Below are 23,582 nucleotides of genomic sequence, written 5' to 3'. Positions count from 1 at the left end.
GACAAAAAGGACTGGAGTTTCCATTTAAGGAATTCCAGTCCTTTTTTAGATCTAACTTTTAACTGTTAGACCCCCTTTTTTATCTTTTTATCTTGACGTTATGGAAATAATTGTTACAATTAAATTAACGTATGAACAATTGTTCATATATAAAGGAGAACAGTTATGAAAAAGACATATAAAATTGATGTAGATTGTGCAAATTGTGCAAACAAGATGGAAGAAGCTGCCAATAAAACAGAAGGTGTTAAAAACGCAGTTGTAAATTTCATGACATTAAAAATGATCGTGGAATTTGAAGATGGTGTTAACGCAAAAGAAGTTATGGGTCGTGTTTTAGACAATTGTAAAATTGTTGAAGATGACTGCGAAATCTTTTTCTAGGAGATTTTAATGGAAAAGAATAATATAGAATGTTGCGAAAAGATCGAGGTTCATGAAGAATTATTAAAAATCGTTCAAGAAAAAATGCCAGACGAAGTGAAGCTATATGATTTGGCGGAATTATTTAAGATCTTTGGAGATTCTACAAGGATTCGTATCTTATTTGTATTATTTGAAGCCGAAGTATGTGTCTGTGATTTAGCGCAGGCTTTGAATATGAAACAATCGGCAATCTCTCATCAATTAAGAATTTTAAAACAAAATAAGTTGGTGAAGAGTCGTCGAGAAGGGAAATCTGTGTTCTATTCATTGGCTGATCAACACGTTCGAACAATTATTGGTCAGGGAATGGAACATATTGATGAGGATTAAAAAAATAAGGAAGTTTATTTCCTTATTTTTCTTTAAGATGATGTGCAGCCATAGCTAGAATTTCTTCAACGTGTTCATCATCCAGTGAATAATAAACTGTTTTTCCATCTTTTCTAGATTTAACGAGCTTTGATATACGCAATGCCTTTAATTGATGAGAAATGGCTGATTTTGTCATGTTTAAAACGTTGGCTAAATCAGATACGCACATTTCTGAGTGCTGTAAAGAAATTAGTAATTGAAGTCGGGTACTATCAGACATAACCTTAAAGAAATCGGATAGATCCATGATTTCATCAAAATTAGGAAGGCTGTTTTTTACTGTATCTACAAGATCTTGGTTTTGAGGCGCACAATCACAACGGTTTTCTAACATAGAATTCCCCCTTTATTGACATTATAGTTGAAAGATTGAACAATTGTCAAAAAAGAGATGCTTTTATGTTGACAGTTGAACAATCAATACACTATAATATGTATAAAGTTGAATATTTGTTCAATTGTTTGAATAAGAAAAGGAAGAGATATTATGAACAAGAAACAAAAGAAAATGCTGATTCGAATTATTATCGCCTCGATTTTATTTATTGGTTTAAAATTAGTTCATCTACCTGAAATGGTTAATGTTATTCTTTCTTTAGCAACTTATTTTCTGATTGGGTATGATATATTAACTAAAGCTGTTAAAGGAATTTTGAAAAAACAGGTATTTGATGAAAACTTTCTAATGGCTGTTGCGACAGTTGGAGCTATAGCTCTTGGAGATTATAGTGAAGGAACCGCCGTTATGTTGTTTTATCAGATTGGAGAATGGTTCCAAAGTTATGCAGTTGGAAAATCTAGAAAGAATATTAGTGAATTGATGGATATTCGTCCGGATTATGCCAATATTGAAAATGAAAACGGTGATCTTATGCAAGTAGATCCTGATGAAGTTGAAATTGGTACGATCATAATTGTAAAGCCCGGAGAAAAAATTCCAATTGATGGAATTGTTGTGGAAGGAAATTCCACTTTAAATACAAGTGCATTAACGGGAGAAAGCTTACCAAAGGATGCCTCAATAAATGATGAAGTTATCAGTGGATGTATCAATTTAACGGGATTATTAAAAATTAAGACAACTCGTGAATTTGGAGAATCAACTGTCTCTAAGATCTTAGACATGGTAGAAAATGCCAGTTCTAAGAAATCAAGATCTGAAGCCTTTATCTCTCGATTTGCCCATTACTATACACCAGCCGTTGTATATAGTGCTTTAGCCTTAGCTATTCTTCCTCCAATCGTGTCTCTTTTGATGGGGATAGATTCGAATTGGTCAGAATGGATCTATCGAGCTTTAACATTCTTGGTTATCAGTTGTCCTTGTGCTTTAGTTATTAGTATTCCATTAAGCTTCTTTGCCGGAATTGGTGGTGCAAGCAATGCCGGTGTCTTGGTTAAAGGATCTAACTATCTAGAGGCATTGGCATCGACAAAATATGTAGTCTTTGATAAGACTGGAACCATGACACAAGGTGTCTTTGAAGTGAGTGGTATCCATCATGCAAGTATTGAAAAAGACAAATTATTAGAGTTAGCTGCAATGGCAGAAAGTTATTCTTCACATCCTATCAGTAGATCTTTATTGCAGGCATATGGAAAGCCAGTGGATAAAGAGCGAATTAAAAATGTAGAAGAAATCAGTGGACATGGAGTGATTGCGCAGATCGATGATAAAGAAGTTCTTGTAGGTAATGATAAGTTAATGAAAAAGTATGGCATTGAATATAAGCCTTGTCATGATGTAGGAACAATCGTACATATTGCGATTGATCAAAAGTATGTAGGACATATTTTAATTTCAGATAAGATCAAACCTCATGCTAAAGAAGCTATCGCAAGATTGAAAGAAGTTGGCGTTAAAGAAACGATCATGTTAACAGGAGATGTTAGAACCGTTGCCAATAAAGTAGCTTCTGATTTGAATATTGATAAAGTGTATAGTGAACTATTACCGCAGGATAAAGTAAATAAAGTAGAAGAATTGTTGGAAAAGAAACAAGAAAAAGAAAAACTAGCCTTTGTGGGAGATGGTATCAATGATGCTCCTGTATTGTCTAGAGCAGATGTAGGGATTGCCATGGGCGCTTTAGGTAGCGATGCCGCTATTGAAGCAGCGGATATTGTTTTAATGGATGATGATCCATTAAAGATTGCCAAAGCTATTAAAATCGCAAAAAAATGTTTACGTATCGTATATGAAAATATTTATTTTGCGATTGGTGTAAAGATCATCTGTTTGATCTTAAGTGCTTTTGGTATTGGAAATATGTGGTTAGCTATTTTTGCCGATGTTGGTGTGATGGTGATTGCGGTATTAAATGCAATTCGTACATTAAATGTGAAGAAGTTATAATGTTAGCTAGGATGCTTATAAAAAGGCATCCTTTTTTATGTAGGGATAAAAAAGAGGAAAGACATCGTGTCGATCCTCAGCTTAATTATAAGATATTAAAATGTTTTAAGGCTTTGTAAATACCGTCGTTTTCTGAAGCGTCAGTAATATAATCAGCCGCTTCTTTTACACAGTCTTCGGCATTCTGCATGGCAACACCTATTTGAACAAATCTTAGCATGTCGATATCATTTTCTCCATCACCAAATGCCATTGTTTCTTCCTGCTTGATATCATAGTAGGAAAGGATATCTTTGATACCAATTGATTTTCCTCCAGTATTGGAAATGATATCTACACCATAAGGATTCCAACGTGTTAATTTACAATTGTTAAGTCTATTCATGATCAACTGTGATTCTTTCTCATTTGAAAATGCAGTGACTTGATAGATGTTTCCACCTTGGTATTCTTTAATAGGTGGTAAATCGGTTGCGATGGCGTCTTGTGCATGTTTTACGTATTCATTCACAAAATTAATGTAGAGCTCTTTGTCTTGAACAAGTACCAGTGGGATTTCTTTTTGTTTGAAGAGTTTTAATGTATTTTCTGTATCTTTTTTATTAAACGGATAGGATTGAATGATTTCTTTATCTTTGTTGAAGATTAGCTGTCCATTTAAACAGGCGTATCCATCAAAGGGGATATCTCGAATTGGTTGTTCTTCAATTTCGCATACATGTCTTCCAGATGCGATAAAGATTTTGATCCCTTTTTCCTGCAGCTTAGTTAAAGCAAATCTAGTGCTGTCGGCAAAGGAGCCATCTGTACTGGATAGCAGTGTTCCATCTATATCAAAGAAAATTGCCTTGATCATTTCTTTCACCTCGAGCCTTATTGTATAAGAAAAACAATGTCTTTGCGAGTTTTGTTTGATGGATTTATCATAGATTTTACAAATTTGTATCGTCGATAATTTTTTTCTTCTTAACATTTGGTTCAATAAAATTTTTATAAGAATACTCCCATAGGATCTTGGAACCTAACTTCGTTTTTTCGTTTCGTTTTAAGATTTGTGAAAGGCGAACCTTATTTTCTTCCCACATCTTTCCATTTGTTGCATCATTTAACATCACTGGTTGAAAATTATCCATTGTATGAGCAAAATGGGCTTCTGGTGTTTCGTTGTTTTCAAATTCTTCCCAAAGCATTCTAAATTTCACTTTTTGATCTTCAGGAAGCAATCCAAAGATGCGATCTGCTGCTTTTGTTTCACGTTCTCTTTGTGTTTTAATTCCTTTTTGATCATAAGCATATGTATCTCCAGCATCAATTTCAACGATATCATGGATCAATAACATGGAAATGGTTTTTAAAATATCAATTTCCTCGTTGGCATACTCACTTAAAAGCAGTGTCATTATGGCCATGTGCCATGCATGTTGGGCATCATCTTCTTTTTGTATGCCGTTTGTCAATAAGGTCTGGCGTGTGATCGTTTTTTCTTTATCAATTTCTTTTATAAAACTAATTTGTTTATCCAATCGTTCTTTCATAAGTGCCTCCAATTAAATTCATTATACATTTTTTTGGCAAGACAAAAAATAACTTGTATAATATGAACATATTTAAAGGAGAAATAAGATGACAAGACAATATTGGCGAGCATCAAATCTATTAAATCCAGTACCGGCTGTTATGGTTTCCTGTGCAGATAAAGAAGGTAGAGCGAATGTGATGACAGCTGCCTGGGCAGGGACAATCTGTTCAGATCCGGTTATGGTCTCTGTTTCAATTCGCAAAGAGCGTTATTCATATCAAATCATCAAAGATACAAAAGAGTTCGTGATCAATTTAACAACGGCTTCTCTAGCCAAGGCAACTGACTATGTTGGTGTACGTTCTGGCAGGAATATTGATAAATTTTCCTTGGAAGGAGATCTAAAGCTGACAAAACAACCATCAAAATGCGTAAAAGCTCCTTCAATCTTGGAAAGTCCAGTTTGTTTGGAATGCAAGGTGAAAGATATCATTGAACTAGGAACACATGATATGTTTATTGGTGAAGTTGTTTGTACATCGGTAGATGATGCCTATTTGGATGAGAATGGAAGATTAGATCTACAAAAAGCGGATTTAATTGCCTATAGTCATGGTGAATATTATCGATTGGGACAAAAAATAGGAAAGTTTGGTTTTTCTGTTCAAAAGAAAAAACGCAAGAAAAGAAAATAGTGAATTCGACAATAGTTTTTTATACGAGCAGAGCTGTTTGAAAGTACACGGAGTGCTGGATATAGGATGAATATTAAAAAATAGCCGTGAATTTCACGGCTATAGTGTTTTATCTGTGATTTTTATAATTTGTTTGATATCTTGAATCAAGTCATCGTATTTTTCCGGTTTTAAAGATTGTGGGCCATCACATAATGCACATTCAGGATCATTGTGAACTTCTATCATTAAACCATCAGCTCCAGCTACAACAGCTGCTTTTGCCATTGGATCGACAAGCCACCATTTGCCTCCAGCATGACTTGGGTCAATAATGATTGGTAAGTGTGTTAATCGTTTGATAACAGGAATTGCCTGTAGGTCCAATGTATTTCGTGTATAGGTTTCAAATGTGCGAATTCCTCTTTCACATAAGATGACATTTGGGTTTCCATTTGCCATGATGTATTCAGCAGACATGATCCATTCTTCATATGTATTTGACAAGCCTCGTTTTAATAAAACAGGCTTTTTAATTCGTTTTCCGACTTCTTTTAATAAATCAAAGTTTTGCATGTTTCTAGCTCCAATTTGAACAAGATCTACTTTATCATTAAATTCATCAATGTATTTCTCTCCCATTAATTCTGAAACGATAGGAAGACCTGTTTCCTCTTTGGCAGCAACTAAGATATCTAAACCTTGTGTTCCCATGCCTTGAAATGAGTAAGGGCTTGTTCTAGGTTTATAAGCTCCACCTCGTAACATGTGTGCCCCACTTTTTTTGATTGAACGGGCAATTTCTATGACTTGTTCTTTAGATTCAACAGAACATGGGCCAGCAATTAGTGTTAGGTTATTACCACCTACTTTGACACCACTAACATCAATAATAGAATCTTCAGGATGAAAAGCGCGGTTGGCAAGCTTGTATGGCTCACTGACTTTCATGATACGTTCAACACATTCATCCACTTCGAATTGTTTTGGATCTACACGTGTTGTATCTCCAATAAGTCCAACAATGGTAGACATTTCTCCTCTTGACAAGTGGGTCTTTAATCCCATTCTTTCAACTTTGGCGATGATTCGGTTTACATCATTTTCTGTGGCTCTAGGCTTAAATACAATAATCATTTTATTTCCTCCTATATAACATAAAAGTCCCTTTGCCATAAGGGCGAAAGGGACTGTCGCGTTACCACCTTAATTCAATATGACCTCACAGTCATATCCTTTTCGAGTACAAACATACTCTAACACAATAACGGGTGTACCCGGACAAACCTACTATTATTTCAGCCGTCTACTCCAAGATGTATTCAATGAATCTTCAAATCTCTTTTCCACCAGCCAAGAGCTCTCTATGTCTGAACGATTTCATTTACTCTTTCTTTTCCTTGTAGTTGTTCCTATTCTAGTAAAAACATGAATCAATGTCAATGAAAAAAATTATGGATTGTCTTATAATGATTGCAGAGGTGTTTTTATGAGTAATGATAACATATTGAAAAGAATATGGTATGTCTTTAACGGAATATATGTAGTGACATTGTTTTATAGTGTTTTTGTAAACTATACTCAAGGAGATATGAATGGTGTTTTTATGTGTGCTGTTGCGGTTTTAACGCTGGTTATGGTGCCGTTGATCTTTAAGATCTTTCATTTTAAGCCAATCTATGAAATTTATTTGATTGCGACTACATTTGCGTATATTGCCAGTGTATGGGGAAGTACGCTGGGCGGTTATGGTTTAAAAGGTTTTGATAAGTTTTTACATTTTTCAAGTGGCTTTTTAATGTTGACGGTAGCTATCATGCTGTATTATTTATTGAGCTCACATAATGAAATTAAAACAAAACAGGAAAAAAGAGTATTTTATGTGTTTATTAATGCAGTCAATATGGCGATTGCATTGTGTTGGGAATTCTTTGAGTATGCTATGTTGATTTTTTTTAACAATGATGCGATCAATCATTATACACAAGGAGTTCATGATTCTATGACGGATATGTTATGTGCAACGATAGCAGGACTGTTATTAACAATATGGATAATGAAAAGTCGATCAAATTTCTTTATGAATACGGCGCAGAAATTTTATGAACTAAATGTAAAAAAGAAGCCTTAACCAAGGCTTCTTGTTAGGTGAAGATGACTTGTTTTATCCTGAATATCTTCAAAGCACTTAATGATACTCATAATGGAGTCACTTACCAGATCATACTGTTGAAATTCAATATACATATCTTCAGAATTATTTAATAAACTTTTATATAGTGATTTTAACGAATTATTCTTACTTGAACGAAATCCAAACAACTTGCATAAATAATCTATAGGATCAGCATTAGATGCAAGACTATTCAAATCAATTGTATATTTTTTCATTGAAAACAACTCCTTTCATTTGCTTACATTTTATCAAAGATAAAAAATGTATTAAAGCCTTTAGGACAATATTAACGAAATCTTAACATTCCTTTTTCATGGTGCTAATCAATATTCGTGGTTTGGGATCTTTGTTGTATAATATAGCTGTAAAAGACATATCAAATTGTTGAAGGAATGAAAAATTGTGTAAAATGTATAAGGTTAAAGAAGCGGATTAGGAAAAGTTTAGAAAAAAGATTAACTTTTGGCAGGAAAACTATCTGAGAAGGCTGAATAAAGAATATATTGATATATTGAAACAAGACAAAGCTGCATCTGAAATTTTTTGGACTCTAGAAGAGAAAATCAAAAAAGATAAAAAGAGTGTGGAAGTTATGGTAATAATGAGACGATCCATTATGCTGGATGATATATTAGAATTAATACGAGATAATGTAATTGAATTTAAAGATATTGACGAATTTAGTGACGATTTAAAAGATACTGTGCGACAAATTCTTGATTATAAAAATAATATTTAAGGAGATAATCTAATGGTTCTAAAAAGATTTTTTTCAATTGCTGTTATGGTTATTTTATTTGTAAGTGTAGTTGGTTGTTCATCACAAGAAACACATGATCTAAATGATTCAAAATTGATTTATGAAGAAGCCATATCACCAAATCGCGAATATGTTGAAAATGAAGAAGATATCGTAGATTACACAATAGAAATATATCAAGATAATGAAAATAATATTTTAGTTTATTCGACATCTAATGCTGAATTTTTTGATCCACTTCAGTGTGAAATGGAGTGGGATGAAAAGATGAATGAATCAGACATTTTTATAGAATGGACAACTTTGATGGGAAGCCAGACTTCAAATCAAGATGATCAATTTGCATTGGCAAATGTATCGTTTTTAAAAGATGGACAAGTTGTACAGGAAGTAAAAATTAATTTTGTGGATCAAGGAATAGAGATCATTAAAGAAATAATTAGATGATAGAAGCAGGAGAATGAAACGTGAACAAATCTAAGATGAAATTAAGTGCTATTTTAAGCAGGCTGTTTTTTATTTTATTGATCATTAGCGTTGACTCAATGTATGTGTTGCCGTTTTTGTTTGAGGATTTCCCATTAGACTGGCTTATACAAATTATTATCCCTATTTTATATGTATTAAGTGTTATTAGTCTTTTCTTTATTAAAAAAGAGATCGATGGTGATCATACTTTGATCAAAATGGCAATGATAGGCAAAGTCGCTTTGATACCTTGGTTTTGTGTCAATGCGTTTTGGATCACACTTTTATTCCTAAGTGGGATTATATTGCCTTTAAACTGGCTTGGATTGCCAGTAATACTTGTTATAGATGGATTGATATTGGCTATTACTTCGTTGTATTCAAGTGTAGGAATATATTCTTTTTATCGCAAACACCAAATGTCTTACAGAACATTGTTAATTGTTTTACAGTGGATTTTTATTGTGGATGTTATTAGTTCCATTGTTGCGTTTATACAATCTAATAAGAAAGTAAAACTTCAAAAAGAATAGTATGATGACATTTTTAAAGTAATCGTATGAGTGATTTTAGTACATATAGAAATTTAAAATTAGCAGAAGCATTGTTTAAAAAAAGCAGATCATACAAATTTGAAAAGGTAGACAGTTTATTATGAGAAAGATTAGTTTGTATATTGCGATGAGCTTGGATGGCTATATAGCAGATAATAAGGGTGGAGTAAACTGGTTAAAAGGTCAAGATGAAAATGATAATACAAATAAATCCTATTCTGAATTTATAGAAAAAATAGATACAATAATCATGGGATGGAATACGTATCATCAATTTGTTACAGAACTCTCACCGGATTTTTGGCCATATGAAAATCAAATTACATATGTTATGACGCATAGAGAAGAAGCTTCATCTGAGAAAATTCGATTTATAAATGAAGATTTAAATGAGTTTGTAATAAAGTTGAAGAAAGAAAAAGGGAAAAATATCTGGATTTGTGGAGGAGCTAATGTTGTGCAACAATTGATGGATGAAGATCTTATTGATGTTTACAATGTTACTATAATTCCAACTATTTTAGGTTCAGGTGTACGACTCTTTAAAAAAGGTAAAAATGAAATAAAGCTTAGTCTTGTAAAAGCGAAAACATATAATGGTATGATAGATGCAGTATATACAAGGCGGTGAATGTTATATTGCCTGAATGTTAAAAAGCGTTGCTTGTTATGATATAGAGCTCTTCATAGAATATTGGTAGATGAAAGGAGTTCTTCTTATATGTTAAGTGAGAATATTAAAAAGATTCGAAAATCAAAAGGATTGACGCAAAAGGATCTTGCTCTTCAATTAAATGTTGTTCGTCAAACCGTTTCAAAATGGGAACAGGGTTTATCGGTTCCGGATTCTGAGATGTTAATTTCTTTATCGAAAGTATTTGATGTCCCTGTTAATGTATTGTTGGAACAAAATCTACATATTGAAAATGAATTAGAAATAAAGGAACTCTCGCTAAGGTTGGAAGCTATAAATGTATATCTTGCACAAAAGGAGAAATCGAGAAAAAAACGGTATCAAAAATTGTTGATATTGTTATGTGTTTTAGTCGTACTGATTTTTGGGTTTTTAGTGTATTTCAATAGTCCGTATCTAGAATGGAATTATGCAAATCCTGAAAGAGCTGTTTTAGGTGTAGGGTATCATGTGTTTGAATGGCTGTTTGTTCGCATTGCACCAGTTATTTTAATTTGTGCTATTGTAGAAATAATAGTATTGAAAAAAGTATTGAAAAGTTAAAGATTGAAAATGTTCAGAAAAATACATCTAATTTCAGGAAATATCATTCTTAAGAAGTGAATCACTTTTTTATGAAGATAAGAATTATTTTTTGTCTTTTCATATTTAGCTTCGAGGATTAAAATGAACATAGTAGGAGGTTTGGTTATGGAAAAATCAAAGGTATACTATACAGATTTTCATGCTCATTTAGGAGAAGGCTTACCAACAAAATTAAAAAGATTGGTAAAGAAAGCGGGAATTGCTGAATTAGAATTAGATGGAAAGTTTGTTGCGATCAAGATGCATTTTGGAGAATTAGGAAATATTTCTTATTTACGTCCAAATTATGCCAAAGCAATTGTTGATGTCGTTAAGGAACTAGGAGGAAAACCTTTTTTGACAGATTGTAATACGATGTATCCAGGGTCTAGAAAGAACGCTTTAGAGCATTTGGAATGCGCTTGGGAGAATGGGTTCACACCACTTAGCGTTGGTTGTCCAATTATTATTGGAGATGGACTTAAAGGAACTGATGATATTGAAGTGCCTGTTAAAGGTGGAGAATATGTTGAAAATGCTAAAATTGGACGTGCTGTCATGGATGCAGATGTATTTATTTCTTTAACGCATTTTAAAGGTCATGAAATGACTGGCTTTGGTGGTACGATCAAAAATATTGGAATGGGATGTGGTTCTCGAGCAGGAAAGATTGAACAGCATTCTAGCGGATTGCCTCATGTAGATCCTGAAAAATGTAGAGGTTGTAAACTTTGTTTAAGAGAATGTGCAAATAATGGTTTACAATTTGATGAAGAAGCTAAGAAAATGACAATCGATTCAAAGAATTGTGTTGGTTGTGGTCGTTGTGTTGGTGCATGTAATTTTGATGCGATTTCTTTCAATAATGATCATGCCAATGAAATTTTGAATTGTCGTATGGCAGAATATACGAAGGCTGTTGTTGATGGAAGAGAACAATTCCATATTTCTTTGATTGTAGATGTTTCGCCTAACTGTGACTGTCATGCGGAAAATGATATTCCGATTTTACCAAATATTGGTATGTTTGTATCCAAAGATCCATTAGCCTTGGATCAAGCTTGTGTTGATGCATGTTTAAAAGCGACTCCAATGCCGGGCAGTCAGCTTGCCAAACATTTGGCAGATCCTAATTTTGAAGATCAACATGATCACTTCAGAAATTCAACGCCTGAATCAGAATGGCGCTCCTGCTTGGATCATGCGGCAAAGATTGGTTTAGGTTCTCGTGAATACGAATTGATTGAGATGAAATAATATAGAAGACATGGGAAACCGTGTCTTTTTTATTAATGTATGAAAACATCTTTTGATATGGACATTTTATTATGTTGTAGTACAATAGTGTTCGCTAATAAAGTAGTTTTGGAGGAAGGACTATGAAGATCATCATTGTCGGAGATGGAAAAGTTGGTTTTGCGATTGCAAAGCAGCTTAGTAAAGAAGGCTATGATATTACGATTATTGAAAATAAGCCTCAGGTTTTGAATTTGACTATGAATTTGTTGGATGTCGTTGGAATTCAGGGAAATGGAGCAAACTATGATGTGTTAAAAGAGGCACAAGTTGACCAGGCAGATTTAATCATCGCTGCTACATCCAGTGATGAAATTAATATCATTAGTTGTTTAATGGCCAAAAAGATGGGAGTAGGAAATACGATTGCTCGTATTCGTAATCCAGAATATGTTAAAGGCTTAAGAATATTAAAAGAAGATTTAGGCTTGAGTTTACAAATAAATCCTGAACAGACGGCTGCCATTGAAATTGTTCGATCTTTAAGTTTTTCTAACTTTATCAAGACGAGTTCTTTTGCGAAAGGACGTTTGGAGTTAGCAGAAATCAAAGTGTTAGAAAACAGTCCGTTGATAGGTAAAAAGATTTCTAAACTTGGTGATGCTTTAAAATCGCAGATACAATTTGTTGCCATTCAGCATGGCAAAGAGGTTTCCATCCCTAATGGAGATACCGAAATTCGTCTACATGATAAAGTAACTTTGACAGGATCTACAAAACAGTTAGAAAAGTTCTTGTGTACAATTGGAGTACTTCAACAACGCAGCGTACATGAAGTTATGATCGTTGGCGGAGGGAAGATAACTTTCTATCTAGTTCCAATGTTGTTAGAGTTAGGAATTGGTGTCAAGGTCATTGAAATGAAAAGGGATAGATGTCTGGAATTGGTTGAAAAATTCCCGGAAATTACAGTTATTCATGGAGATGGTACTGATCATGAACTATTGTTATCTGAATCATTAAGAGATATGGATGTATTTATTGCTTTGACAGATAATGATGAAGAAAATGTTATCATATCGATGTATGCTTCTAATCAGGGAGTAGGAAAAGTAATTCCAAAAGTAAATCGCGTATCTTTAGGATTTTTATTGGAAAAACTTGGTATTGAAAATGCAATCACACCAAAAAACTTGACCGCAAATCAGATTGTTTCTTATGTACGTGCGATGCAGAATACTCTTGGCAGCAATGTTGAATCATTGATCAAGATCGTGGATGATCAAGTTGAAGTCTTAGAGTTTAGGGTTCGCAGTAATTGTAAATTTATTGGAATTCCTTTAAAGGATTTGAATTTAAAAGAAGGGATTTTGATTAGTTATATTACCCATCGTGGAGTTTCTAGAATTGGTGTAGGTAGCTCTAGGGTTGCTTTAGGCGATACAGTGATTATTGTAAGTACACAACAAGGATTGAGGGATATCAATGATGTACTCGCTTAATAGAACTTTGCAGACATTTAACTGGCGGGTAATCTTTAATATCATTGGTCATGTATTGATGATTGAAGGGTGCTTGTTGTTGTTTCCGTTGATCGTTGATCTGATTTATTCACAACATGTATGGGATGCGTATCTAAAGACAATTGTTATTTGTTTAGTAATTGGTTTTCCTTTATCACGTATGAAAGAAAAACATAAGTCTTATTTTGCCAAAGATGGATTTGTAGCTGTTGGATTATCTTGGGCTATTCTTTCTTTTTTTGGGGGACTTCCTTTCTTTTTTACGCAGGAAATTCCAAGTTTAGTGGATTGTTTCTTTGAAACGGTTTCTGGATTTACAACCACTGGTTCAAGCATATTGACTGATGTAGAGGCTTTGAGTCAGGCTTCTTTATTGTGGAGAAGTTTTACGCATTGGGTAGGAGGAATGGGTGTACTTGTCTTTATTTTGGCTATTATTCCTCGTTCTAATGATCGTACTATGCATATCATGCGTGCAGAAGCTCCAGGTCCTGTCATAGGAAAGTTAGTGCCTCGTTTGAAAGATAGTGCTGCAATCTTATATAAAATTTATTTTGTTCTGACTATTATTATGATTTTATTCTTACTGGCTGGTGGAATGCCGTTATTTGATTCGCTTTGTACTGCTTTTGGGACAGCAGGAACAGGTGGCTTTTCCATCAAAAATGTGGGTATGGCTTATTATAATAGCGTATACTTGGAAATGGTTGTTACATTTTTCATGTTGTTGTTTGGAATAAACTTCAATTTGTTTTATTTTCTTCTTATTAAAAATGTAAAAGCAGTATGGAAAAATGAAGAATTACGAACATATTTGATTATCGTAGCTTTTTCAATTCTAATGATCATGTGCAATATTGTCCATTTATATGATAATTCCTGGTTTGAGGCATTTCGTTATGCTTCTTTCCAAGTCGCAAGTATTATATCTACTACAGGATTTTCTAGCACGGATTTTAATTTATGGCCACAGTTTTCAAAGATGGTATTGTTATTGTTAATGATAATTGGTGCTTGTGCGGGATCTACAGCTGGTGGTATCAAAGTGAGTCGTTTCTTGATTTTGTTAAAGAAGACTAAATTAGATATTCAAAAATTGCTTCATCCACAAAAAGTAGAAGCTATTACCATGGATCAAAAAATAGTTGATGAACAAGTCGTGCATCAGATACTCAGTTATTTTTTCTGTTTTATGTTGATATTAGGGTCTATATTGTTGATCGTATCTTTAGATGATTTTGATTTGGAGACAACGCTTTCGGCTTGTTTCACATGTATTGGTAATGTAGGACCTGGTTTAGGTATGGCTGGCCCTTTAAGTAATTTTTCGATGTTTTCTGATTTATCCAAGATTGTTTTATCATTTGCTATGTTGATTGGACGTTTGGAAATCTATCCAATCATTATATTTATCGTTCCTTTGTTTGCTACAAGAAAAACAAAAAGACATAGAGATTAAAAAAGCTCTACCAAAACTGGTAGAGTTTTTTTTATGAAAATAAATAATGTTTTTTGTAGAATATGCAGGAAATAACGTGTTTAAAAAAGTGATCATGATAGAACACCGTCATGGACCTGTTTAGTCTTTATAATTTTTGAGTATGGCCCGAATGACCTCGAATAAATAAGGTTTGTATTCCTGAAAAGGAAGCGGTTTTTGATACAGAATGGAGTTGTAACAAGTACTGCCTACAGTTTCTATGATAATGAATAAGATAATATCCGGTCTTTTAAAGGTATAGTCGCTTTTTTTGGCTAATAAAGTAAATTGTTGAAGCATACCGATTTCTTCATTATCCATGGTTGTCTGCAGTTGCTCATGAAAGATGCCCCAGGATAGATTTCGTTCAATAAATTTTAAAATAGCTGGATTATCTTCTAAGCTCAACAAAACCTGATTGATGATGAAAATGATCGCATCTTCAAAATTTTGAATATCATTTTTCTCCAGTTTTTCTCTGGCTTCCTGAAACAAACGAGCCGCTTCTTTTTGAATAAGTACGTCACGAATCTGGTATTTATCTTTAAAGTACAGATAAAAGGTTCCTTTTGCAACATTGGCTTTTTTTACGATATCCTGAACGGTTACGGAATGGATATCTTTTTTTGTGAACAGGTCAAAAGCGCTGTTTAAAAGCGCTGTTTCTTTATTTCTCTTATTTTCCAATACTTTGGATTTCATACTATCACCACTTATAGTATAGACAAAAATGTACGTTTGGTCAATTTTTATTTCTTAATATAAAGGTTATATTAAAAATTATTTTAAATAATTGACTAACAGTCATTTTTGTACTATACTCATGTCGATGTTGAGAAAGGATAGAGAATATGGATAGAATTTCTAAGTTTATTGTCAGATACAGAAACAAGATTTTACTTGTGGCTGTACTGCTCTTGATTCCCAGTGTGATCGGTTATTTCAATACGGGAATCAATTATGATATTCTTTCCTACCTGCCTAAAGAAGCGGAATCAATGAAAGGACAGGAAGTCCTGGATAAGGATTTTAATCTGGCTAGTGTAGGAATGATGGTAACCAATGATCTTTCGGACAAAGAGGTTGTTTCTTTAAAAGATAAGATTGAAAAGATCGACGGGGTCAAACAAGTTTTCTGGCGAGATGATGTTTTGGATATTACCTTTCCTAAGGAAATGATACCGGAGACTCTTCAAAAACAGTTGTACTCCAAAGATTCAACTTTAATGATCGTCACCTTTGAAGAAGATACCGCTTCTCCAAAAACAATGGATGCGATTGCGAAGATCAAAGAAGTGTCGAACAAGGATTGTTATTTAGGGGGAATGAGTGCTATTGCCGAAGATACCAAGGATCTGGCTAATTCAGAAACGGTTAAATATGCTTTGATTGCCGTTTTGTTAAGTCTGGTTGTGCTGTATTTAGGACTTGAATCTTCCGTAGCACCTTTGATCTTTATGTTGGGTATGGCTTTTCCCATCATCTATAACTTTGGAACCAACATCTTCTTAGGAAAGATTTCTTATATTACACAGGCTTTGGCGATGATCTTACAATTAGCGGTGACAATGGATTATTCGATTTTCCTTTTACATCGCTATCAGGAAGAAAAGAAAAAAGCAGAGAATACGACCAACGACATGGCCATGGTCAAGGCCATTCAGGCGACCTTTACTTCCATCACATCCAGTTCGGTGACAACGATCGCCGGCTTCTTAGCGCTTTGTTTCATGCAACTAAGACTGGGTGGCGATATTGGTATCGTGATGGCTAAAGGGGTTGTGCTGGGAGTCATTTGTACTATTTTTGTTCTACCTAGTCTATTGATGATCTTTGATCGCCAAATTGAAAAATATACACATAAAACATTGATTCATGAACTCAAAAAAGTACCTGGTTTTGTGGTTCGACATGCCAAGTTTTTGCTGTTGATCGGAATTTGTATCTTTATTCCTATGGGCTTTGCACAGGCCAATGTCAAGCAATACTATGATCTGACCAGTACATTGCCATCTGATCTTTCCAGTATGAAGGGAACGGAAGAACTAAAAGATAAATTTAATATGAATACGACTCACTTCATTTTGGTCAGTGATACATTACCAACAAAGGATATCCAGGAACTTTCTGGAAAGATTGAAAACATTGAGGGGATTGAAAATGTCTTGGCCTATGAAAATTTTGTCGGCGGTGGGGTTCCCGGCACATTTGAGCCGGAAGCCATTAAAGATATTTTTGAAAATGGCGGCTATAAACTGTTGATTGCCAACAGTGATTATCATGCGGCTACGGATGAAGAAAATAAGCAGTTGGACAAGATTCATGAAGTTTTGAGTCAATATGACAAAAAAGCGCTGATCACCGGTGAGGGCATGTTGTCAAAGGATTTGATTACCACGACCAACGAAGATTTTAAGGTCGTAAATGTATTATCGATTTTGGCAATTTTTGTGATCATCTTGATTACGTTTAAATCGATTGCGTTGCCGTTTATCTTAGTGCTGGCAATTGAATTGGCAATCACGATCAACATGGGTATTCCTTATCTGACACATACGACATTGCCATTTATTGCCGGCATTGTGATCGGTACGATTCAGTTAGGGGCCTGTGTGGATTATGCGATCTTGATGACAACGCGATTTAGAGAAGAACTCAGTTTAAATAAGAGCGGAAAAGAGGCCATACGAGTTGCGATTCAAAAGACATCTCCTTCGATCATTACCAGTGGCTGCTCCTTCTTTGCGGCTTGTATTGGAGTGTCTTTGATATCTCGTATGGATTTAATTTCCAGCCTTTGTGAGCTTTTGGCAAGAGGGGCCATCATTTCTGTCATCAGTATTATCTTCATCTTGCCAAGCATGCTTTTATTGGGACATAAGCTGATTGAAAAAACAACGAAAAAATGGCCGATAACTAAGGAGGATCAATATGAATAAAAATATTAAGGTAATGGGCAGTGTGATCTTAAGTGCCGTATTGGCACAATCTATGCTTCCACTTCCTATCTATGCATTAGAGGATGAAAATCCGACACAGAAAACAGAAACGGTCTATGCGGTTTTAAATGCCGATGGATCGATATCGGATACGATCGTATCCAGCTGGCTGCACGATGATGACGGCATCCATAACATCAAGGAAACGCTGGATGAAACCGATGTAGAAAATGTCAAAACTGATGAAGAACCCAAAGTAGATGGCAATGTCTATACCTGGAACAGCAAGCATAACGATATTTACTATCAGGGTAAGACAACAAAGCAGCTTCCCATTGAAGTAAAAATTACCTATGAGTTGGATGGACATCAATTGAGCGCAAAAGAAGTTGCAGGACAAAGCGGACATTTGAAGTTGACAATTCACTTTGAAAATCTTGAATCAAAAACGGTCTATGCGGATGGAAAAGCCATTACCGTACATCCCAGCTTTTTAGCCGGAGGTCTTTTGACTCTGAATGCAGATCATTATGAGAATGTATCTTGTTCCAATGGAAAAATCGTGAATGATGGTACAAATGAAGTGCTGGCCTTTGCGAATGTACCGGGATTGGCTGGTACTTTACAGGAAGCTGGATTAAATAAGATCATCGATCAGTTACATATCAGTGATGATACAGTGATTGAAACCGATGTAAAGGATTTTGATTTAGGATCGATCATGATCGCTATGACCAATGAAATCTCTTTAGATGAATTGGCTGGTCAATTATCCATTGGAGATCTGACAGGCGGTATCAATCAGCTGGTATCGGCTTCTGATCAGTTATTAGATGGTTCTAAACAGTTGTATGAAGGTACGACAGAATTAAAGGAAGGTGCTAAACCTTTAACGAGTGCTACACCACAGATCCAACAGTTGGCCGATGCATCAACACAATTACATACAGGCTCCAGTTTGTTGTTGGATGGAATCAAAGCATATACGCAGGGAGTGACACAGCTGGACAAGGGAAATCAAAAGTTAATAGCTATACCGGCCGCTATGCAGCAAACCGTACAGGGAAGTACATCTTTATCACAAGGGTCACAAAAGCTACAGGAAGGTCTAGCACAACTGGAAGAACAGGTGAATGGACTGGATAAAAATACTTTATCAAAGCTTACACAGGCGATGAATGCGACCAAACAAGAATTAACTACGTTACAAACACAGCTTTCTACTTCAAAAGAAGCTTTGACATCTTTAGAGAACAGTTTACAAACAGTTCATCAGGCTATGACTGGATTGGAAACTTTCCAGACACAATTTGAGGCTATTGTGGCTTCGGTAAATCAAACTGTGGAAAACGATCAAAGTAAGATTCAAAGTTTTAATGCCCAGTTAGAAAGTGCAAAACAGGCGCAGTTGCAGGCATTGCAGTCCTCCATTCAGGCGCTGCAAACCAGTAAATCTGCGATTTCTCAGGAGGATACGACAGGGGCCGCCTCTAAGATCGATGAACAGATTGCTGCTCTGCAGTCTCAATTACAAGTTGTTCAAAGTATTGATGTTCAGGGTTATACACTGGAAACGTTAGATACACAAAAAGCACAGATGCAGGCCCTGCTTTCTCAGACCAGGCAGTCTTTGGACGGTTTATCAAAGGTCATGGAAGGTACAAAATCAGATATGCAAAAGCTGCAGACATCTATGCAGACAGCTGCTCAGTCCATGGCTACCTTAGAACAAATTATGACAGGTGTTCATCAGAATATGAGCGATCAAGATTTTGTTCAACTCATCACAAAGCTGCAAGGTGGAGTAAGTCAGTTAAAAGCAGGTGCTGATCAGCTTCATACGGGTTCTGTAGCCCTGGAATCAGGACTTCAACAGCTTCAAAGTGAATCCAAAACAGCTGTTGATCAGTTAAATGCCGGTTCGCAACAAATCGTATCTAAAAATGAAGAATTGATCAGTGGTGCTTCCTTATTAGATGAAGGAACAGCGCAGTTGGAAGGACAAAAATCAAAATTAATGGAGATGAGCGATGGTCTTGTACAGCTACAAAATGCTTTTGATACATTAGAGAATGGAGCTAAGCAGCTTTATGACGGACAAAGTCAATTCAATGAGCAGGGTATGAATAAACTAAAAGAAACAGCGGATTTGACAACATCGGAGTTTAACACACTACAAACTGTGTTTGATCAAATCGATGCATTGAACAAGGAACATAAATCGTTTGCAGGTACACCGGATAATTCGGAAAATATTGTTCGATTTGTATTCCGAACGAAGGATATAGAATCGAAAGATGAATAAAAAAAGTGGGTCTAACAGTTGAGTAGTTTTTGAACTACTTTGGACTATTAGTCCCTTTTTATATGTGTATGAACCCTAAATAATAAAAATCCCCAGTTCATCTCTTGATGTGCTGGTTTTTTAACATTATAAAAACATCTTTTTTATTTGACGTGTATATTGTTTGTTTTAAACATTAAAAATCTTTTATATACTAAATAAAAGGATAGAATGAGGATATGAATAAAAATAGAAGTATTAGTTTGATATTATTAATTGCCGTTTATATTATTCTTTTTATTGCTGTTATTGCTTTATTACATGAGCGAAATTTGCAAATCAAGTTAATTCTATTAATTACAAGTTTAACTTTCATAGTTTTTTCTAAATTATTGAGATGTTCTGGAAAGGTAAATTGGCTTACAAGTTATGACAACGAAGAGTATAAAAATATGACCGAAAATACTCGTTTAGAAATAGCGTTAAAATATTCAAAAATAATTTCGATTCCTAATATTATTTTATGTTGCTATTTGTTTGTTATCGATGTGCACTTGGAAAATAGATAAATGACTAAATGATGTTTTTCGCAAAAAAAAGATAAAATAATCATGATAAGTAAATATATAAATGCTTTTTAAAGTAGCTGTTTTTTTGTGTTTTGGAAATATAATATTAACAGCATCTTAATATGAGAAGTGCCATAATATGAGCAGGGAGTGTAGCAATGAAAACTGTATTATTAGGCACATTAATCGTAGGATTTTTTATTATAGCTTACTATTCTGTTCGAAAAATCATTCGAGCTCTTGATTTGTTTTTGAAGATGCATAAATGATTTATTGAACAGAATGTGCGATAATGAGAATATATGTGAGTTTGAAAGGTGATTTTGTTTATGGATAAAAAAGAAATGAACGAACATATATTGGTATGTTTATCGCCATCTCCTTCCAATACTAAGATAATAGAGGCTGCCAGCAAAATGGTAGAAGCATTTAATGCAAACTTTACTGCCTTATATGTAAAGACAACTAAAGAACCGAGCAAGGAAGATAGGCAACGGTTAAACGATAATGTGAAGTTTGCTCAAGATCGTGGAGCAACGATTGAATCGGTTTTTGGAGATGATGTAGCATATCAAATCATAGAATATTCTCGTTTGTCTCATGTGACAAAAATCGTAGTGGGGAAAAGTCGTGTCAAAGGACTCTCTAATATCAAACCAACTTTGGTGGATAAATTGATAGCACAGGCTGGAAATGTGGATGTGTATATTATTCCCGATACAGAAGATACAAGGCCAGCCCCAAAAGAAAAAGAACCGATTGATTTAAATGCACTAAAAAAAGATTTATTAAAGAGTTTTGTGATTCTATCAATAACCACTTTAATTTCTTATCTATTTTTTGAAATTGGATTTGCAGACTCCAGCATTATGATGGTTTATATCCTCGGTGTCATGATTATTGCGATGATCACGCAAGGGAAAGCTTATTCATTGATTACTTCAGCTTTGATTGTTGTGATATTTAATTTTTTGTTTACTGAGCCTAGATTTACTTTGAAGGCGTATGCCAGCGAATATCCTGTGACTTTTTTAGTGATGTTTTTTGCGGCATTGATTACAGGAACTTTAGCGGGAAAGTTAAAAGACTTTGCTTCTGAATCGACACGCAATTCTTATCGTACCAAGATTTTGTTTGATACTAATCAACTTTTACAAAATTCAACGTCTAGCGAGGAAATTGTCACAATCATGGCAAAGCAAATTCAAAAATTGCTTTCTAAAAGTGTAATCGTGTATATAAAAGAAAATGGTAAGATCGATCGGCCATATGTTTTCATGTGCAATAAAGAAGATCCCTCTAAGTATTTGAATGACCATGAATTTAAGGTGGCACAATGGGTTTGTGAACATAATAAACAGGCGGGTGCATTTACGGTGCGGTTTACTGATTCATCTTGTCTGCATTTATCAATTCGTGTCAATCAACAGGGATATGGTGTTGTATCAATTCCAATTGATGAGCCTATCGAACCTTTTGAAAATAGTATATTGTTGTCAATTTTAGGAGAGAGCGCTTTAGCTATGGAAAATTATAGAAATATAAAGGATAAAGAAGAGTCAATTATTCTGGCTGAAAATGAAAGAACAAGGGCCAATATGCTTCGTTCTATTTCACATGATTTAAGAACACCATTAACATCAATTTTAGGAAATGCCAGCAATTTACTTTCTAATGCGCATCTTTTTGATGAAAAAACCAAGAGTCAAATATATTTAGATATTTATGATGAATCGTGGTGGTTGATTAACTTAGTGGAAAATCTTTTATCCGTCACTAAAATTGAAGATGGAGATATGCACCTTAATTTCTCATATGAATTGATCAATGAAATCGTGGAGGAAGCTTTAAAACATGTGGATCGTCATAAAATAGAACATAAGATTTCAATCCATAGTGAGGATGATTTAATGTTGGTAAAAGTGGATTCTCGATTAATGGTTCAAGTTTTTGTGAATTTAATAGATAATGCGATAAAATATACGCCAAAAGGATCGCATATAGATGTTTTTATTTTGAAAAAAGAAGAGGAAGTTTTAATACGTGTTCAAGACGATGGGCCAGGTATTAGTGATGAAGATAAAGAACATATTTTTGAGAGATATTATCAAAAAGCAAACACTTTGGCAGATTCTCGTCGCTCTTTAGGACTTGGATTGGCCTTATGCCGTTCGATCATCAATGCACATGGCCATGAAATAGTTGTTAAAGATAATGTTCCTCATGGAACGATATTTGAATTTACTTTGTCATCAAAGGAGGTTGTGCTGGATGCCTAATTGTTCAGTGTTAGTAGTAGAAGATGATAAATCAGTTCGTAATTTGATCGTTACGACCTTACAAGCTAATGATTATCCGTATACAAGTGCAGAGAATGGGAAAGAAGCTTTATCAAAAATTGAAACAGAACGACCAGATGTTCTTTTATTGGATCTAGGCTTACCTGATATCGATGGAATAGAGGTTATCAAAGAACTTCGTACTTGGTCGAATATGCCTATCATCGTAATCAGTGCTCGAAGTGAAGATAAAGATAAGATTCAAGCTCTTGATATGGGAGCGGATGATTATTTGACAAAACCTTTTTCTGTAGATGAATTGTTGGCAAGATTAAGAGTGACGCAAAGAAGACTGACTATGATTTCTTCTAATGTTTCTAATTCAGTATTTCATAATGGAAAATTAACGATTGATTATAGTGCAGGTTGTGCATTTGTTGATGAGCAACAACTTCATTTAACACCTATTGAATTTAAACTTTTATGTTTACTCTCAAAAAATGTTGGGAAAGTTTTGACACATACCTATTTGACCAAAGAAATCTGGGGAACTAGCTGGGAAACAGATATGGCAAGTCTTAGGGTCTTTATGGCAACGTTGCGCAAAAAACTTGAGGCAAAAGATAATAGTGCGCATTATATTCAGACTCATATTGGTGTAGGTTATCGAATGTTAAAAGTGGAATAAAAAAGGAGGATCATATATTTA

At 34.5% G+C, this 23,582-nt stretch carries 24 protein-coding genes and 1 other annotated feature; of the genes, 18 read left to right on the top strand and 6 right to left on the bottom strand.

Annotation, left to right across the window (positions count from 1 at the left end; translation table 11 throughout):
- Positions 1-165: 165 nt before the first annotated feature.
- Positions 166-384, top strand: a complete 219-nt coding sequence (locus PND65_RS08640; protein ID WP_035402626.1) for a cation transporter — start codon at positions 166-168, stop codon at positions 382-384.
- Positions 385-393: 9 nt separating this feature from the next.
- Positions 394-756, top strand: a complete 363-nt coding sequence (locus PND65_RS08635; protein ID WP_271991558.1) for an ArsR/SmtB family transcription factor — start codon at positions 394-396, stop codon at positions 754-756.
- Positions 757-778: 22 nt separating this feature from the next.
- Here the strand turns inward: PND65_RS08635 and PND65_RS08630 are convergent, their stop codons facing one another.
- A complete protein-coding gene (locus PND65_RS08630) occupies positions 779-1,132 on the bottom strand; it encodes an ArsR/SmtB family transcription factor (RefSeq protein ID WP_035402622.1) in 354 nt (117 codons plus the stop codon).
- Positions 1,133-1,285: 153 nt separating this feature from the next.
- On the opposite strand from PND65_RS08630, the gene PND65_RS08625 reads away from it, so the two are divergent.
- Positions 1,286-3,154, top strand: coding sequence for a heavy metal translocating P-type ATPase (locus tag PND65_RS08625; RefSeq protein ID WP_271991556.1), 1,869 nt, complete (start codon positions 1,286-1,288; stop codon positions 3,152-3,154).
- 85 nt (positions 3,155-3,239) lie between these two features.
- Here PND65_RS08625 and PND65_RS08620 read toward each other — a convergent pair whose 3' ends face one another.
- Together PND65_RS08620 and PND65_RS08615 are read right to left on the bottom strand one after the other, a co-directional pair.
- Positions 3,240-4,010 (bottom strand): Cof-type HAD-IIB family hydrolase, encoded by a 771-nt coding sequence (locus tag PND65_RS08620; RefSeq protein WP_271991555.1) that lies wholly within the window; start codon positions 4,008-4,010, stop codon positions 3,240-3,242.
- 76 nt (positions 4,011-4,086) lie between these two features.
- On the bottom strand, positions 4,087-4,689 hold the full coding sequence (locus PND65_RS08615; RefSeq protein ID WP_271991552.1) for an HD domain-containing protein: 603 nt from the start codon (positions 4,687-4,689) through the stop codon (positions 4,087-4,089).
- A gap of 88 nt (positions 4,690-4,777) precedes the next feature.
- Here PND65_RS08615 and PND65_RS08610 point away from each other — a divergent pair, with 88 nt between their 5' ends.
- Positions 4,778-5,368 (top strand): flavin reductase family protein, encoded by a 591-nt coding sequence (locus PND65_RS08610; protein WP_271991549.1) that lies wholly within the window; start codon positions 4,778-4,780, stop codon positions 5,366-5,368.
- Between the two features lie 99 nt (positions 5,369-5,467).
- Here the strand turns inward: PND65_RS08610 and aroF are convergent, their stop codons facing one another.
- Positions 5,468-6,484, bottom strand: a complete 1,017-nt coding sequence (gene aroF / locus PND65_RS08605; protein WP_035402612.1) for a 3-deoxy-7-phosphoheptulonate synthase — start codon at positions 6,482-6,484, stop codon at positions 5,468-5,470.
- Between the two features lie 36 nt (positions 6,485-6,520).
- Positions 6,521-6,757, bottom strand: a binding site (T-box leader).
- 79 nt (positions 6,758-6,836) lie between these two features.
- On the opposite strand from aroF, the gene PND65_RS08600 reads away from it, so the two are divergent.
- Positions 6,837-7,478, top strand: a complete 642-nt coding sequence (locus tag PND65_RS08600) for a DUF2238 domain-containing protein (protein ID WP_195191469.1) — start codon at positions 6,837-6,839, stop codon at positions 7,476-7,478.
- Here the strand turns inward: PND65_RS08600 and PND65_RS08595 are convergent.
- Positions 7,475-7,738, bottom strand: a complete 264-nt coding sequence (locus PND65_RS08595; RefSeq protein WP_271991547.1) for a hypothetical protein — start codon at positions 7,736-7,738, stop codon at positions 7,475-7,477. The genes PND65_RS08600 and PND65_RS08595 overlap by 4 nt on opposite strands.
- Positions 7,739-8,034: 296 nt before the next feature.
- Here PND65_RS08595 and PND65_RS08590 point away from each other — a divergent pair, with 296 nt between their 5' ends.
- The 8 genes from PND65_RS08590 (at position 8,035) to PND65_RS08555 (ending at position 14,781) form a co-directional block, all read left to right on the top strand.
- Entirely contained in the window at positions 8,035-8,262 is a 228-nt protein-coding gene (locus tag PND65_RS08590) for a hypothetical protein (protein WP_271991544.1), read from the top strand.
- A 12-nt stretch (positions 8,263-8,274) separates the two neighbouring features.
- Positions 8,275-8,730, top strand: a complete 456-nt coding sequence (locus tag PND65_RS08585) for a hypothetical protein (RefSeq protein ID WP_271991542.1) — start codon at positions 8,275-8,277, stop codon at positions 8,728-8,730.
- A gap of 20 nt (positions 8,731-8,750) precedes the next feature.
- Positions 8,751-9,284, top strand: a complete 534-nt coding sequence (locus PND65_RS08580) for a hypothetical protein (protein ID WP_271991539.1) — start codon at positions 8,751-8,753, stop codon at positions 9,282-9,284.
- A gap of 121 nt (positions 9,285-9,405) precedes the next feature.
- Positions 9,406-9,936: a dihydrofolate reductase family protein gene (locus tag PND65_RS08575; protein ID WP_195191473.1), complete on the top strand. Its 531-nt coding sequence runs from the start codon at positions 9,406-9,408 to the stop codon at positions 9,934-9,936.
- A 90-nt stretch (positions 9,937-10,026) separates the two neighbouring features.
- Complete coding sequence (locus PND65_RS08570; RefSeq protein WP_271991537.1) at positions 10,027-10,542, top strand: helix-turn-helix domain-containing protein; 516 nt, start codon at positions 10,027-10,029, stop codon at positions 10,540-10,542.
- Between the two features lie 147 nt (positions 10,543-10,689).
- Positions 10,690-11,820 carry a DUF362 domain-containing protein gene (locus tag PND65_RS08565; RefSeq protein WP_271991534.1) on the top strand — a complete coding sequence of 377 codons (1,131 nt, stop codon included), beginning with the start codon at positions 10,690-10,692 and terminating at the stop codon, positions 11,818-11,820.
- Between the two features lie 122 nt (positions 11,821-11,942).
- Positions 11,943-13,301, top strand: coding sequence for a Trk system potassium transporter TrkA (trkA, locus tag PND65_RS08560; protein ID WP_271991532.1), 1,359 nt, complete (start codon positions 11,943-11,945; stop codon positions 13,299-13,301).
- Positions 13,285-14,781, top strand: coding sequence for a TrkH family potassium uptake protein (locus PND65_RS08555; protein ID WP_087320812.1), 1,497 nt, complete (start codon positions 13,285-13,287; stop codon positions 14,779-14,781). The genes trkA and PND65_RS08555 overlap by 17 nt, the downstream gene beginning before the upstream one ends.
- 120 nt (positions 14,782-14,901) lie before the next feature.
- Here the strand turns inward: PND65_RS08555 and PND65_RS08550 are convergent, their stop codons facing one another.
- A complete protein-coding gene (locus PND65_RS08550) occupies positions 14,902-15,504 on the bottom strand; it encodes a TetR/AcrR family transcriptional regulator (protein ID WP_271991530.1) in 603 nt (200 codons plus the stop codon).
- A gap of 149 nt (positions 15,505-15,653) precedes the next feature.
- Here PND65_RS08550 and PND65_RS08545 point away from each other — a divergent pair, with 149 nt between their 5' ends.
- The 5 genes from PND65_RS08545 to PND65_RS08525 all read left to right on the top strand — a co-directional run bounded on the left by PND65_RS08545 (position 15,654) and on the right by PND65_RS08525 (position 23,561).
- Entirely contained in the window at positions 15,654-17,741 is a 2,088-nt protein-coding gene (locus tag PND65_RS08545; protein ID WP_271991528.1) for an efflux RND transporter permease subunit, read from the top strand.
- The gene (locus PND65_RS08540; protein ID WP_271991527.1) at positions 17,734-20,046 is read left to right on the top strand and encodes a hypothetical protein; all 2,313 of its coding nucleotides are present in this window, start codon (positions 17,734-17,736) and stop codon (positions 20,044-20,046) included. The genes PND65_RS08545 and PND65_RS08540 overlap by 8 nt, the downstream gene beginning before the upstream one ends.
- 218 nt (positions 20,047-20,264) lie before the next feature.
- Positions 20,265-20,594 carry a hypothetical protein gene (locus PND65_RS08535; RefSeq protein ID WP_195376417.1) on the top strand — a complete coding sequence of 110 codons (330 nt, stop codon included), beginning with the start codon at positions 20,265-20,267 and terminating at the stop codon, positions 20,592-20,594.
- Between the two features lie 329 nt (positions 20,595-20,923).
- Entirely contained in the window at positions 20,924-22,873 is a 1,950-nt protein-coding gene (locus PND65_RS08530; RefSeq protein WP_271991525.1) for an ATP-binding protein, read from the top strand.
- Entirely contained in the window at positions 22,866-23,561 is a 696-nt protein-coding gene (locus tag PND65_RS08525) for a response regulator transcription factor (protein ID WP_015536335.1), read from the top strand. The genes PND65_RS08530 and PND65_RS08525 overlap by 8 nt, the downstream gene beginning before the upstream one ends.
- The last annotated feature ends 21 nt before the right edge of the window (positions 23,562-23,582 follow it).

The sequence above is a fragment of the Faecalitalea cylindroides genome (assembly GCF_028321995.1).
Taxonomy (GTDB): Bacteria; Bacillota_I; Bacilli_A; order Erysipelotrichales; family Erysipelotrichaceae; genus Faecalitalea; species Faecalitalea cylindroides.
This window is presented reverse-complemented; position numbering and strand designations above follow the sequence as displayed.

Excerpts from the sequence above, each read along its gene's own strand:
- PND65_RS08640 (WP_035402626.1), top strand. The coding sequence starts at position 166 with ATGAAAAAGACATATAAAATTGATGTAGATTGTGCAAATTGTGCAAAC.
- PND65_RS08635 (WP_271991558.1), top strand. The coding sequence starts at position 394 with ATGGAAAAGAATAATATAGAATGTTGCGAAAAGATCGAGGTTCATGAA.
- PND65_RS08630 (WP_035402622.1), bottom strand. The coding sequence starts at position 1,132 with ATGTTAGAAAACCGTTGTGATTGTGCGCCTCAAAACCAAGATCTTGTA.
- PND65_RS08625 (WP_271991556.1), top strand. The coding sequence starts at position 1,286 with ATGAACAAGAAACAAAAGAAAATGCTGATTCGAATTATTATCGCCTCG.
- PND65_RS08620 (WP_271991555.1), bottom strand. The coding sequence starts at position 4,010 with ATGATCAAGGCAATTTTCTTTGATATAGATGGAACACTGCTATCCAGT.
- PND65_RS08615 (WP_271991552.1), bottom strand. The coding sequence starts at position 4,689 with ATGAAAGAACGATTGGATAAACAAATTAGTTTTATAAAAGAAATTGAT.
- PND65_RS08610 (WP_271991549.1), top strand. The coding sequence starts at position 4,778 with ATGACAAGACAATATTGGCGAGCATCAAATCTATTAAATCCAGTACCG.
- aroF (WP_035402612.1), bottom strand. The coding sequence starts at position 6,484 with ATGATTATTGTATTTAAGCCTAGAGCCACAGAAAATGATGTAAACCGA.
- PND65_RS08600 (WP_195191469.1), top strand. The coding sequence starts at position 6,837 with ATGAGTAATGATAACATATTGAAAAGAATATGGTATGTCTTTAACGGA.
- PND65_RS08595 (WP_271991547.1), bottom strand. The coding sequence starts at position 7,738 with ATGAAAAAATATACAATTGATTTGAATAGTCTTGCATCTAATGCTGAT.
- PND65_RS08585 (WP_271991542.1), top strand. The coding sequence starts at position 8,275 with ATGGTTCTAAAAAGATTTTTTTCAATTGCTGTTATGGTTATTTTATTT.
- PND65_RS08575 (WP_195191473.1), top strand. The coding sequence starts at position 9,406 with ATGAGAAAGATTAGTTTGTATATTGCGATGAGCTTGGATGGCTATATA.
- PND65_RS08570 (WP_271991537.1), top strand. The coding sequence starts at position 10,027 with ATGTTAAGTGAGAATATTAAAAAGATTCGAAAATCAAAAGGATTGACG.
- PND65_RS08565 (WP_271991534.1), top strand. The coding sequence starts at position 10,690 with ATGGAAAAATCAAAGGTATACTATACAGATTTTCATGCTCATTTAGGA.
- trkA (WP_271991532.1), top strand. The coding sequence starts at position 11,943 with ATGAAGATCATCATTGTCGGAGATGGAAAAGTTGGTTTTGCGATTGCA.
- PND65_RS08555 (WP_087320812.1), top strand. The coding sequence starts at position 13,285 with ATGATGTACTCGCTTAATAGAACTTTGCAGACATTTAACTGGCGGGTA.
- PND65_RS08550 (WP_271991530.1), bottom strand. The coding sequence starts at position 15,504 with ATGAAATCCAAAGTATTGGAAAATAAGAGAAATAAAGAAACAGCGCTT.
- PND65_RS08545 (WP_271991528.1), top strand. The coding sequence starts at position 15,654 with ATGGATAGAATTTCTAAGTTTATTGTCAGATACAGAAACAAGATTTTA.
- PND65_RS08540 (WP_271991527.1), top strand. The coding sequence starts at position 17,734 with ATGAATAAAAATATTAAGGTAATGGGCAGTGTGATCTTAAGTGCCGTA.
- PND65_RS08535 (WP_195376417.1), top strand. The coding sequence starts at position 20,265 with ATGAATAAAAATAGAAGTATTAGTTTGATATTATTAATTGCCGTTTAT.
- PND65_RS08530 (WP_271991525.1), top strand. The coding sequence starts at position 20,924 with ATGGATAAAAAAGAAATGAACGAACATATATTGGTATGTTTATCGCCA.
- PND65_RS08525 (WP_015536335.1), top strand. The coding sequence starts at position 22,866 with ATGCCTAATTGTTCAGTGTTAGTAGTAGAAGATGATAAATCAGTTCGT.